9 protein-coding genes and 4 pseudogenes are annotated in these 12682 nt (G+C 31.8%); 4 read left to right on the forward strand and 9 right to left on the reverse strand.

Translation table 11 applies throughout. From position 1 onward, the window contains the following. The first annotated feature begins 38 nt into the window (after positions 1 to 38). Complete coding sequence (locus MHH42_RS28505; protein WP_079995239.1) at positions 39 to 140, forward strand: YjcZ family sporulation protein; 102 nt, start codon at positions 39 to 41, stop codon at positions 138 to 140. A 98-nt stretch (positions 141 to 238) separates the two neighbouring features. Here MHH42_RS28505 and MHH42_RS28510 read toward each other — a convergent pair whose 3' ends face one another. Together MHH42_RS28510 and MHH42_RS28515 are read right to left on the reverse strand one after the other, a co-directional pair. Then, a complete protein-coding gene (locus MHH42_RS28510) occupies positions 239 to 535 on the reverse strand; it encodes an ArsR/SmtB family transcription factor (protein ID WP_000900157.1) in 297 nt (98 codons plus the stop codon). A gap of 397 nt (positions 536 to 932) precedes the next feature. Then, on the reverse strand, positions 933 to 1448 hold the full coding sequence (locus MHH42_RS28515; RefSeq protein ID WP_000377639.1) for a hypothetical protein: 516 nt from the start codon (positions 1446 to 1448) through the stop codon (positions 933 to 935). 380 nt (positions 1449 to 1828) lie between these two features. Here MHH42_RS28515 and MHH42_RS28520 point away from each other — a divergent pair, with 380 nt between their 5' ends. Beyond that, a complete protein-coding gene (locus MHH42_RS28520) occupies positions 1829 to 1957 on the forward strand; it encodes a hypothetical protein (RefSeq protein ID WP_000790095.1) in 129 nt (42 codons plus the stop codon). Between the two features lie 173 nt (positions 1958 to 2130). Here the strand turns inward: MHH42_RS28520 and MHH42_RS28525 are convergent, their stop codons facing one another. From MHH42_RS28525 to MHH42_RS28550, 6 genes and pseudogenes are all read right to left on the reverse strand, one after another. After that, positions 2131 to 2766: a hypothetical protein gene (locus MHH42_RS28525; RefSeq protein WP_000959508.1), complete on the reverse strand. Its 636-nt coding sequence runs from the start codon at positions 2764 to 2766 to the stop codon at positions 2131 to 2133. Positions 2767 to 3533: 767 nt separating this feature from the next. Further along, positions 3534 to 4040 (reverse strand): annotated as a pseudogene (locus MHH42_RS28530) (Rpn family recombination-promoting nuclease/putative transposase); the annotation flags it as partial. 221 nt (positions 4041 to 4261) lie between these two features. Continuing rightward, positions 4262 to 5383: pseudogene (gene tnpB / locus MHH42_RS28535) on the reverse strand (IS200/IS605 family element RNA-guided endonuclease TnpB). A 257-nt stretch (positions 5384 to 5640) separates the two neighbouring features. Continuing rightward, entirely contained in the window at positions 5641 to 6222 is a 582-nt protein-coding gene (locus tag MHH42_RS28540) for an SMI1/KNR4 family protein (RefSeq protein WP_000366653.1), read from the reverse strand. 92 nt (positions 6223 to 6314) lie between these two features. Beyond that, positions 6315 to 6743, reverse strand: a complete 429-nt coding sequence (locus MHH42_RS28545; protein WP_098015921.1) for a hypothetical protein — start codon at positions 6741 to 6743, stop codon at positions 6315 to 6317. A gap of 53 nt (positions 6744 to 6796) precedes the next feature. Beyond that, positions 6797 to 7107 (reverse strand): annotated as a pseudogene (locus tag MHH42_RS28550) (transposase). 388 nt (positions 7108 to 7495) lie between these two features. Between MHH42_RS28550 and MHH42_RS28555 the strand changes: the two are divergent. Next, complete coding sequence (locus MHH42_RS28555; protein ID WP_340894980.1) at positions 7496 to 9889, forward strand: immunoglobulin-like domain-containing protein; 2394 nt, start codon at positions 7496 to 7498, stop codon at positions 9887 to 9889. A gap of 362 nt (positions 9890 to 10251) precedes the next feature. Then, positions 10252 to 11403, forward strand: coding sequence for a DUF3994 domain-containing protein (locus tag MHH42_RS28560; RefSeq protein ID WP_412033947.1), 1152 nt, complete (start codon positions 10252 to 10254; stop codon positions 11401 to 11403). 149 nt (positions 11404 to 11552) lie between these two features. Here the strand turns inward: MHH42_RS28560 and MHH42_RS28565 are convergent. Beyond that, positions 11553 to 12271: pseudogene (locus MHH42_RS28565) on the reverse strand (hypothetical protein). Positions 12272 to 12682: the final 411 nt, after the last annotated feature.

A 12682-nucleotide genomic window follows, 5' to 3' on the forward strand; every position in this document is an offset into this window, starting at 1 on the left:
ACCTTAATTTTCCCCTCCTACTCAAAGGAGAGATTAAAATGGGCTTTGGTGGTAGTTGCGGTAGTTGTGGCGGAGGATTTGCCTTATTAGTTGTTTTATTTATTTTATTAATCATTGTTGGAGCTTCTTGCTTCTGCTAAAAAACTATCGGAAAAGGCACTCTTATATGGGTGTCTTTTCTTTTGGTTATTGTTTTATTTATAAAGTGCTTGAATTCAAAAAAGACATAGAATAGAACCTAATATGATAATCCTAATAAATCAATAATACCAATGATCTTCTTATCTTCTACTCTACAATAAAGCTTTGTACCCCTGCGCTCGATAATTACCATATTACCTTTAGTTAGTTTGCGTAAATGTTGTAAAATCATAGGTTCCGAAATATGCGTCGCAGCGTTCAACTGGGAAACTGTCAAAGTCCCACTTACAGTCAATTCACGTACAATTAATAAACGACTTAAACTGCCTAATAATTCTAAGATTTCCGCACCACTTTCATAATTACTGGAATTCATATTGAAATCGCCCAACATACTATTCATCCCCCTAATATTAATACAAATACTAGCTCAAATAGTTTAACATAAAAACAGGAAGTATTCTCCTAATAATTTCTATAAAAATGTAAAAATTTCAGGTTTTTGATGGTTCAAGTCGGGGAAGGCACCTTAGGGTGTCTTTTCTTTATGAATATGAGATACGGGGAAAAATAGGCCATAGGACAGAAATATAAAGTGATAATAAAGTTATTTAATTTAGATATAAAAAATACAAGAGCTTTGCTACATTGTATTGTATTAAAGCTCTTTAAGGTTGTTTAATTTCTATCCATTTAAAGGTGTGTGCACTCAAAAATCAATAATAAAGTTGTTTAAATCTTGTTCAACTAAAGCACCCATTAGTTCAATAAGAAAAAATTATCTATGATTATTAAAGTGGCCCACCTTCAAAACCAATAGGCCATCCATCCTCTTTAAATTTTACTTTATACTGAAACTCAAAGTGACCATCAAAAATAAATGCTAAACTAAACCCTGAAAATATATAATCGTCAAAATTAACCATCTTTCCAAAACATATTGTGGATAGATAGTAGTTCTTCATTTCTTGATTAGGGAAGAATTCCTGTAAATATTTTAATGCACGGCTTATATGTAGATGGAGTTCATCGAATATTTTTTCTGCCATTTCGATAATCTCCACATCGGGATTTTCATTATTCCCTTGAATAAAAATCTCCACATCTTCCCATTCTCCGATATTAATACTATAAAACCACCGTTCTTGAATGAGATATTTCTCATTTTCGTATACAGGGGGATTAACTAGGCTTAATTTTTTCACCTCATCTTTAGTTAACGGTTTTTCAAGTATAAGCTTTTTATGCAAAATGTTTTTGATATTAGAGACAATATATTTAGATTTGTTTAATTCTAAAGAGTCCATTTTCCACCTCATAAATTATAAAATAAAGTACATTCCCCTTTAATTATATCAACATCCCTATTCCAATATCCTGCACCGTTAGTTCAATAAGAATTAAATTTTGGTTTGGAATAAAGTTTAATCAGAAACATTACGCAAACACATATTATATGGTAAATAAGAAGCATCCATTTTGAAATAAGTTTGTTCAAAATGGATGCTTTCCTTGTGAATTAGTATACAATTTTTATAAAAAAGTTTGATCATTTTGTTCTCTATAAATTTAAGTACCTTTCTTCCCATTATATTTAATAGTGCTAAACATAATAACTGTTAATCATTATATAAATATTTATGATAATATATAAACTAAGATTATCAACGTAATGGAGGTTTACAATATGAAAAATATACAGGAATCCTTAAAAAAACCATTTATTAAATATCCATTAGCCATAATTTCAGCTATAGCTATAATAAAAACAGGCTATGATTTAGGCTCTTTTATAATAAAGTTAAAATACATTTAAATCATAAAAAAAGAAATTAATCTTTTGTTTAAAATGTTGCTTTAAAATAAAATTTGATTAAAAACATCTTATAAACACGTATTTTATATCAAAAGAAAAGGATTCATTTTGAATAAAGTTTAATCAAAATGAATCCTTTTCTTTTTAAGATTTCTGTTTAAAAACTAAGAGGTTTATTTACTTTTCAACCACTTAGTTCTAACCAATTCTCTATCGTTTAATATATTGTTCTTAGCTAGTTCATAACACACTAACCAAAAATCTTTTTGCCACTTTGTACAATCTTCCTCGTAATCCATAAGCATTTGAAGCGTACAATACGAGTCAGAAGGCTCAATTTGAATCATATCATTTTTAAAAAATAAAGCTATAAAACCATATTCAATAGATAGCAAGCAACCTTCATCATGAAATGAAATTGCAAAGTAAGCATAGTTGTCCTTCGTATAGTTAGATAAAATCTCAAATGTAGGGGTTCCTAAATAAGGATGGATTTCTTCCATACTATTAAAAGTAATAGGACTAAAGGAATCGTCATTTTTATTATATATCTCGTAACTCATTAAACCTTTCAATTGCAATTCAAATAGACCCTTTAGTATATTTTCATAAACTATATCAAAGTGTTCCTTTAAATAACATAGCGTATTATAAGCTTCTTTTGTTAAGGATTGATTACTTTCTAAATACCCCCCTACCTCAATTTTTTTTCTTCCAAAAAACGAAACAGAACAATTTACGTTTATAGATCCCTCCCAACAGTCATATTTTTCAGAGAACTGGAAATCATCAACTTTATCTACCAACATTCACACCTACCTAAATTTTGATATTCATAATTAACGCGCTCTTATTAGAGAAGTTTAACGTCATAATAAAAACACAGTTGGGAACGTGTTGCCCGACTGTATTTATTATGCCACAACCGAAGCACAGCGGAGGGCGTAGTATAATTGTAATTAATCTACAAAATAGAAAGCAATTTTTATTCTTAAAAAATAGCTGTAATCCTTATAAAACCCATCAAAAATAAATCCCCCCCCTTTTTAAAGGCTAAATCCAAAGGGTAAAACGGTGCAACTTTTTTATAAACAGTACATCTTTATTTCAAATCCATATTAAACAACTTTATTATTTTTCAAAGGACTTTATTGTAAATTAAACAACTTTATTATCTCTTAACAAGAAATGCAGTCTGAAACCTCTAAACTATCTTTTTATTCCCTTTCGACATAATAAACAATATAAAGATATTCACTATATTATTATTACGTTGCAATCTTAAATTTTACATAGTTGGGGGAACAAACGTGGGAAGAATCATAAAAAAACATTGAATTACTGAAGTATTCTGTCCTCAACATTACATCAGATTTGCATCAGATTTATTAATCGTGAATACATTTCACGTTCTTCTTTCAACTTTTCTATATAATTGTGAGCAGCATGAAAAACATCAAAAAATTGATTAAGAAAAAGTACTGCCAAAATCTTCAGCAATGCTTTTCTATTAAACATATCATGATAATGAAAATCTATTTTCTTTTATTTATAAGTACTGTCGGTTCATATATATTTACTTTAATTTCAAGATACGTTCTATTTCTTCCACACTCAACTTACTTGCTTTTGCAATAGTTTCAAGCGGTACACCAATTTCATCCATCCCTCGAATCATCTGCATCTTACCTTGCTCAATGCCTTTTTCCATACCCTCTTGTTCTGCATGGGCTAACTTAGCTTGTTCATCTAGGAGTAATTTCTCTCGAGCTTCATATGCTGTTCGGAAAGAAGAATCATGGCTCATATTTTCACATTTATTTATTGCCTTTTGTAAAATTGGATCTTGATTCATCGCAATCTCCTCCAATGTTTGAGTTAAATGTTCATCTTCATGTGCTGGTAATAATAACATCCAACGAACAAATGTATTTTCCCACGGGTTTACTTTTTCTTCACGGCATTGTTTTACCAATTTTGGTATCTCTACAAAATGGATTTCAATGTCGTCACTTAATAGTTGCTGCATTTTTGTATTCCATAATTGTCCGATGGTATGAAATGCATCATCCTGAGAAAATAAAGGATTTGCGTTTAAACCCCATACAATAGATTATTTAACTTTTATTTTAAAATATAAGAGCCTTGTTACAAATCATATTGTAGTAAGGCTCTTTAAAGTTGTTTAATTTTTAATCTTTTAAATGTGTTTATAGACAAAAATCAGTATTGAACTACCCCCACTTTCACTTCGTTTAGAAGTGGGGGATTCCTAAGTAAAGAGTTCTATCGAACTCTAATTTATTAGGCTAACCCCGCAGTCCTTGCGGTTAGAAGCCTTATCGCTTCATTCTTTAGATTGATACTTGCGTTAATATCCCTATCATGGTGTGTATGGCAAGAAGGGCAATCCCATTTACGTAGGTTCAGATTTTTAACGTCTTTGTTTTGATATCCACAACAAGAACATAATTGGCTTGAAGCAAATGTTTTCGATACGACAATGACTTGTTTACCGTACCATTTTACCTTATATTCCAACATAGTTCGAAACTGTGACCATGATACCTCACTAATCGCTTTTGCTAACTTATGATTCTTTAACATATTAGATACTTGCAAATCTTCTATACCGATAACATCGTGGTTTTTGATGATTTCAGTTGAGATTTTGTCCAAGTAATCTTTTCTAGCATTTGCCATGTATTCATGAATTCTAGCTACCTTTACTCGTTGTTTATTCCAGCGAGAAGATCCTTTTATTCTTCTAGAAAGAACACGCTGTGCTTTTACTAACTTCTCTTCTAACAATCGAAAAAACTTCGGATTTTTATAGGTTGTTCCATCTTACAAAATGGCGAAATCTTTTAGTCCTACATCTATTCCAATGTAAGAATTTGTTTTCGGAAGTTCTTGCACTTCTGTTTCAACTAACAATGAAACAAAGTATCTACCAGAAGGGTTCCATCTAACCGTAGCATTTAAAATACGTCCTTTTACTTCACGACTTTTGGTAAATCGAACAAGACCTAGTTTTGGCAACTTTATTTTGTTCCCTACAATGGCAATGTTTTTATTTGTTTGTTTTGTGGTGTAAGATTGTACGTTGTTCTTCTTAGATTTGAAACGCGGGGCATTGTTTTGTTTTTGGAAAAAACGTGTATACGCATCCGCAAGGTTGCGAACAGAAGACTGAATCGCAATACTATCCACTTCTTTTAGCCAAACAAACTCTTTCTTCATGGCAGGAAGTTTGGCAGAGCATGTCCCATATGTCAAACCTTTTCCTGTTTCTTTGTATGCATTATTCCATAGAGAAAGGAAATGATTGAATACAAAACGAGAACAGCCAATCGTTTTATTGATTAGAGTCGCTTGTGCTTTATTTGGATAGATACGAAATTTATATGCTTTATTGATCATCATTCATTTCACCTCCATTTCGATATGTATCTATTATATAACAAACATACATTCGATAGGTAGTGAAGTAACAATTTATGTATGTCGAACAATTAAGATGGCTCCCTGCCATCCCTTGTCCGAAGCCAATTCATCTCCCACCTACTCACTTAGCGTTCCTTGAGGAAGGAGTCTTCTTGGCTAAAATGATAAAGTTATTTAAATCTAGTTCAACTAAAGAACCTGTTAGTTTAAGTGTACTTCTTCACAAATTATTGAGATTATTCTTCCTCGCCTAGGAAATTAAAATTCCCATCAATAAGATTATGTAAATACTCATCAAAGCTGTTTGCAATCACTTCATATTCATCAGGGTCGTGTAAAAAACGAATTATTTGACCACATACACCTTCAGCAGAAGGGTTAAAATCAATATACAGCTTTGATGTTCCACCATTGTTCATACAATCTGAAAAGTGAATATACGTACCAGGGAGAAGTCCTTCTGGATTTATCTTAGAGTCAACAGCTTCCTCGTCATCTTGGTATTCTAAAAGATAGGAGACGTCTTCTCCTTCTTTTGAACTTTCGATCATCTCCTGTGTAGAAAGCAAATAATATGGATACTCTTCAACATCTGAACCTAAAATACATACCGTGACTTCGTTTTCTCCATATTTCCGCCAATATGTACCATCGATATTTTCAAGTAAAGAGATTAATGATTCTGGACAATTTGGATATTTCGTCCTTAATATATCAATATCCCCTTTTGTAGCACCGTATGCTTTATTTAGTGCTTCGAGATCAGCTGTTGATAATGCTGCTTTCAAACCGTTTAAAAATTTGTTTACCAAATCCATTATTTTGTCCTCCCAATAATCCAATATGCATTTTTTTAGTCTATATACCTAACATAAATAAGATTTGACCTTTAACTGTTTTCACATCTAATTTAATTAGTACCATTACGCTCTAGCTCTTCTCGATTAAAGTATTGTTCTAGTAACTCTTTACCTGTTTTGATTGTAGTATAATACTCTCCACCATACAGTTTCCCTTCTGATGGATTGTGAAAATCTTCGTATTTCTTGAAGTCTTCATTTTCTTCAAATGATTTCTTTGCAAGGTCCATGTCTTCTGCTTTTATTTTAGCAAACAATCTACCTATATCGAATACACCGTCTTCATCAATACTCTCTTCTACTAAATAGTGCGCTTCTTCCTCTATAGGAGTTAGCTTCTTCTTTGTAACAGAATATAAATGTTTCGTTTCCACTTCCTCTACCATAATAAAGAACCAACCAACTCTTACTACTGTACATGGTGCTAATCCTAGTAATGTATAGGCAACTACCTTTTGGTCTTTCACATATTTCCCCATCTTACCTACCCCTTAATTTGTTTATTTTATTCTGTTTAAAGGTCAAAATATTTTTAATGTGTTGATATATATCTATAACCATATAAAACAGTAATTCCCTTTACTACAATTGTATTTTTTCAATACTTTTCACTATCGCTTTTCCTGTTAAACGATTCATATATTGAATATAAATTGCAAATTCTATAGGTCCCTTTTTTTGTTTTTCTTCTTCAAAATAATGTAATTCTTCTTTATTGGCACTTAACTCTAACCCCCAGTTTTCAAAGTTTGTTTTATGTATGGATAGTTCATGTGATTCCGGCGATCCTATTTCACATTTTAAATCTTTAACAAAAACACGGTCTACGCAATGCCTTACCATATGCAACCTCCATCTGAGTATGTCTTCATTCCAAGCCTACTATTTCTCATTTTATTCTCCAATACTGTTAAAATAAATTCTTTCATTATATTAAACACCGTAGAAATAATTTTATCTTCTCTCCACAGGATTACATATTATTCAATAAATCAGTTTATATTGATATTTTATTTAAATATAATTTTCAAACCATCTTCATAAAGGCTCTCGTCATCAATATAAACTTATCTTAATAGAATCAAAATGTGACAATCACTATTATAAATTTAACTTTGTAAATATCTACATATAAGCCAATCTTTTTATACATATATTGGATAAATTATGGTAAGATATCATTGAATATTATAAAAATATTAATTTTTCCAATAACGGAGGGCTTATTAAAATGGGGAAGGCAACAGTAAAATCAAAGAAACTAGTAGGAATTGTGGCAACAGCAACATTAGCTACATCAATGATAGCAGGAACAAGTAACGCAAGTGCACAAACGACAGATTCATTAAAAGTTAGTGAACCAGTACAAGAAAGAGCAGAAGATAAGAAACTTACACTGTTTGTTCCTCCTCAAAATGTTGTTTTTGTAGGTGATACATTTGATCCTATGAAAGATGTATGGGCTAAAGATAAAAACGGTAAGGATATTACTTCAAGAGTAACTTATACAGGTGATGATAAAGTAGACTTAACTAAAATGGGAGAGTATGAATTAACTTTTACTGTTTCAGATGATGAGGGTAATACTGTTGTTCAAAAACAACGTGTAGTAGTTAGATATAAGCACGTTACTAATACTGCTCCCACAATATTAATACTGCGAGATAAAATTACACTTAATATAGGTGATACATTTGATCCAATGGAAGGTGTGACTGGATCAGATTCTGAAGAAGGAATTCTGACTCATAAAATTACTTATGATAATGGGCTAGATACAAGTAAGCCTGGTACTTACTATATAACGTATTACCTAATGGATTCTCAAGGAAAAATGGATCTAAAAACTAGAACTATAACAGTAATAGACCAGTCCCCAGTAATTACAACTCCAGATGAATTTGTAATTACTGAAGGTGAACAGTTTGATCCAATGGCTGGTGTTAAGGCTACTGACCCTGAGGATGGTGATATTACTTCTAAAGTAGAATATGAGTATTACACTGGCTCTGTAAATAAACCTGGTACTTATAAAGTGTATTATAAAGTGAAAGACTCTTTCGGAAACACAGCAAATACAGTTGCTACCTTAATTGTAAGAGAGAAAATTACACCGGTAGATGAAGCACCAGAACTCAAAGTACCTACTGCAACCACAATTACTGAAGGAGATAAATTTAACCCTATGTCGGGAGTATCTGCTACTGATAAAGAAGACGGTGATATTACTTCTAAAGTAACAGTTGATGGCAGCGTTGATGCTTCTAAACCGGGTACGTACGAATTAACTTATACTGTTTCAGATTCCAAAGGACATACTGTTACCGCTAAACAAACTGTAACTGTGAAACAGAAAGTAGAAATAAAAAATGAAGCACCTGAATTAACTGTGCCATTTACTAGTACACTTCGTGTTGGTGAAAAATTCGATCCAATGGCTGGTGTATCTGCAACTGATAAGGAAGATGGCAATTTAACTAATAAAGTTAAATATAAAGGTAATGTAGATACATCTAAACCAGGTAAATATATTGTAGAATATTGGGTTGTTGATTCTAAGGGAGTTAATGCAACAGCTACACAATCCGTAATCGTGAAAGAAAATGAAGAAACTCCAGATATGGAACCGAAATTAACTGTACCTACTGGAGCAACGATTAATGTAGGAGATAAATTTGATCCAATGGCAGGAGTATCTTCTACTGATAAAGAAGATGGCGATATTACTTCTAAAGTAACAGTTAATGGTAGCGTAGATGCCTCTAAACCAGGTACTTACGAGTTAACTTATACGGTTTCAGACTCTAAAGGGCATACTGTTACTGCTAAACAAACTGTAACTGTAAAACAGAAAGTAGAGCCTAAAGATGAAGTCACAGTTTTAACGGCACCTGCTGAAGCTACTATTAATGTAGGGGATAAATTCAATCCACTTGCTGGTGTTAAAGCTATCGATAACGAAGATGGCGACATAACCGATAAAGTAACAGTTGATGGCAACGTAGATACTTCTAAACCTGGTACTTACGTGTTAACGTATACTGTTACAGACTCTAAAGGACATACTGTTACTGCTAAACAAACTGTAACTGTGAAACAGAAAGTAGAACCTAAAGATGAAGATCCGATTTTAACAGTACCTGCTGAAGTAATTATCAATGTGGATGATAAATACAACCCACTTGCTGGCGTTAAAGCTATCGATAATGAAGATGGCGATATTACTTCTAAAGTAATTCATATGGGCGAAGTTGATACATCTAAAGCGGGCAATTTCGAAGTAAAGTTCCTAGTTCGTGATGCAAGTGGAAATGAAGTAACGGCAACACAAAAAGTAATTGTGAAAGATAAAGACACTGAAAACGGTTCTGATAATAACAATAACAATTCTGGAAACAGTTCTGATAATAGTAATAACAACACTAATTCTGGAAACATCTCTGACAATAACAATACTAGTAGCAATAACAACACTACTAGTACTTTGGATAACAAAAAAGATACCATTAAAGAGCTTCCAAAAACAGGTGCAAGTTCAAATAATGGTACAGCAGCAGGCATATTAGCAATCCTTGCTGGTATGTTAATTACTTTTGGTCGTAAATTTAAAAAAACTACAAAATAACCCTTTCTTGTTGCTTTGGAATAAAGTTTGATAAAAATGAAATCACAAACCTTTATTTAACAGCAACAACAAAAACTCCATTTTGAAAATAAGATTGATCAAAATGGAGTTACTCTTTTTAACTAAGTATGAGATTTTTATAAAAAAGTTTAATCAAAACTCACTTAGAATCTTTTACTTGTAGGTATAAAGCATCGCATCTTTTTTTGAACATCGTTAAATTAGAATGAATTTGGATAATATATGCAATTATTTGTAAAACGTTATACATAGAAAGGTATTTTAGAATAAATATAAGAGTGGTATATTCTTTAGTTTTAAAGGGGCTAAAGTGCATCTATTTTATGTTTTGAGAGGGAGAATTGAAAAATCATATGAAGAATTTCAAAAAGAGTACAGGTAAAATTTTACTAGCATCCGGATTAGTAGTTTCTATGTCAGCTTGTAGTGTAACTAGTTTATTTGGAGACAAAGAAAAAACAAATGCTGAATCTGGTAAACAAGAAAGTAAGGAAACTAAGACAGAAGGAACAAGTTCAACTAAGTCAGAAAGTAAATCATCTGAAACAAAAGAAAAATCAACCAACTCGAAAGAAGAAAGTAAAGATGTTAAGATGATTATGGTTTTACCTGAGGATTACCCACAACTTATGGTAGACATTGAAGAAGACTTATTAAGACGTCTAGATTACTATGATGCTTCTGTAAGGGATAATAAAAAGGGAAGTAAATCAAATGAAGAGGTACGAGATAGTATTAAAGACTTAGATAAAGTATTTGATAAACTAGAGCGTATAGATGCACCAAGAAAATACAAGGAAGATCATAAGGAAATTGTAAAAGCGGTTCAAAAGTTAAGGGAGTCTTTCAAAGAAGTAGAGAAGTTATTTGATCACTCTAAAACACTTAAAGATACGGATGATGCAATCATAGATAAAGCAAACAATAAATTAGATGAAGCAAAACGCATTTGGAAACCTGTATTTGATAAGTTAAAATCGGAAACTAAAAGCGGTTCAACAACTACTTCTACAACAAGTGGCGCTAGTTCTTCTAACTCATCGAGTTTATCTAGTGGTAATACAGTTAAAACATACAGTACACAAGATAAAACTGGTATATTCAAAGGAAAAATTGATACACCAGACGAGGATTCCGCTAAGTTTAAAAATGTACAGAACAACTATAAAGACGGTACAGAACTTGTAGGTAATTGGGGTATTGATTACGGAGACGGAGTGAAAACTACGTTAGTCCTAAAAGCAGACAAGACATTTGAAACATATGCAAATGGTTCCTACCCAAATAAAGATAATTACTTAACAGGAACATACCAAGCAGACGTTTCTTCCCATCAGTTAACGTTAATGGTAGAAAAAGGAACTAAAAATGGTCAAGAAGTGAAATTGGAAAGACCTATTTATTCATCATATGAGGTTAAAAACTTAGATGGTAAAGCATTACAGATTTTCCACATAGACGAACAAGTAACAATTTGTTATGTAAAACAATAAACAACTAACGATTAGACTTTTTATAAATTATCATTTCGTCAAATAAAAAAGCGGAATGAAATAGCATATCACTCCGTCTTTTTAAATAGAGAGATTCATTTCTAAACCCTAAAAGCCATCATCACTATTAGTGATAATGGCTTTTTTTATTAATCAAAACTAATTTCTTGATTATTTTTTCTGAATCCCCACCAACTAAAACTAGTTGTAGTTGTTCATATATTTCCTGTGTATCAGGTGTACCTTCTGCTTGTTTACGTTCACGTTTAACTGTAGTATCATTTTCCACTAGTATTTCTCCTTTAGTTTCTCCGACCATTTCTATGTGCTCCAGTACCGCTACACGCTCTAAGCCTTCCATTTCATCTAAATCTTCTACATCATCTGCATCGTCAATTATTTCTGGCTCTTCTGTTTTTATAATTTCCTTCTGTTCTTTTTTCAATTCAATTACTGGTTGCTCTTGTACTATGTTCTCTTTTTCAATATTAACTTCAGCAGCTTCAATTACCTCTAAAGGCTTGTTTTTAGCATTTGCTATTTTATTTGCTTTTGCTATAGCAATTTTCACTTTCATCGCTCTTAATGAAGAGCATATCTGATTTTGCATTCTTCCTAATCCATAGAAACGAATTGCCTCAACTATGACACCCATTACAATTCCAAAAATCCATGAATTCGAAAAATATCCAACTAAACCAAATGTTATAGCTCCTGGTAAATATAAGCTAGCATAAGCTATTAAATTAGGTATAGCTTTTTCTACTGTTAATTTGAAGCTATATTTAATTATTAAATATATAGCACTTAACCCCACTATTAAACCAGCCAGATTTAATAATAAATTTTTAAAAGTTTCACCTATCATTATAATTTCCTCCCTTTATGAAAGAAAATGTTCTAAGGGCAAATCTATTAGAGGGTTATAGGATAGTTTCACCTCATGTGACACCTTCTCTAATATAATTTCTACATATTCAAGCATGTAATCAGTTAAACTATTAACCTCCTCTACCACGCTTCCACAATCCGCCTTCGGAAACAAGATTTTCTACTCTTTTACCATTTCACTAATACAATAATTCATTTCATATTCATTGAAATTGAACTTTAACGCCTAGAAATATTTAAATAACTTCTTGTCATAGTAACAAGGTACAGTCTCCATCTCCTTTTTCTCTAATAATCTTTGATGAAAAAGTATATGATCCTTCTCTTACCCAATCTTGTACCCTAATGATTGCTTTACGGCCATTAATTGTAATTGGAAATGTTGTAT

Origin of the sequence: Bacillus sp. FSL L8-0099 (assembly GCF_038006385.1) — a bacterium.
GTDB lineage: Bacteria > Bacillota > Bacilli > Bacillales > Bacillaceae_G > Bacillus_A > Bacillus_A toyonensis.

What these genes read in the sequence shown, in the direction of transcription:
- MHH42_RS28540 (WP_000366653.1), bottom strand. Translation starts at nt 6,222, where the DNA reads ATGGATTTGGTAAACAAATTTTTAAACGGTTTGAAAGCAGCATTATCA.
- MHH42_RS28515 (WP_000377639.1), bottom strand. Translation starts at nt 1,448, where the DNA reads ATGGACTCTTTAGAATTAAACAAATCTAAATATATTGTCTCTAATATC.
- MHH42_RS28520 (WP_000790095.1), top strand. Translation starts at nt 1,829, where the DNA reads ATGAAAAATATACAGGAATCCTTAAAAAAACCATTTATTAAATATCCA.
- MHH42_RS28505 (WP_079995239.1), top strand. Translation starts at nt 39, where the DNA reads ATGGGCTTTGGTGGTAGTTGCGGTAGTTGTGGCGGAGGATTTGCCTTA.
- MHH42_RS28510 (WP_000900157.1), bottom strand. Translation starts at nt 535, where the DNA reads ATGTTGGGCGATTTCAATATGAATTCCAGTAATTATGAAAGTGGTGCG.
- MHH42_RS28555 (WP_340894980.1), top strand. Translation starts at nt 7,496, where the DNA reads ATGGGGAAGGCAACAGTAAAATCAAAGAAACTAGTAGGAATTGTGGCA.
- MHH42_RS28545 (WP_098015921.1), bottom strand. Translation starts at nt 6,743, where the DNA reads ATGGGGAAATATGTGAAAGACCAAAAGGTAGTTGCCTATACATTACTA.
- MHH42_RS28525 (WP_000959508.1), bottom strand. Translation starts at nt 2,766, where the DNA reads ATGTTGGTAGATAAAGTTGATGATTTCCAGTTCTCTGAAAAATATGAC.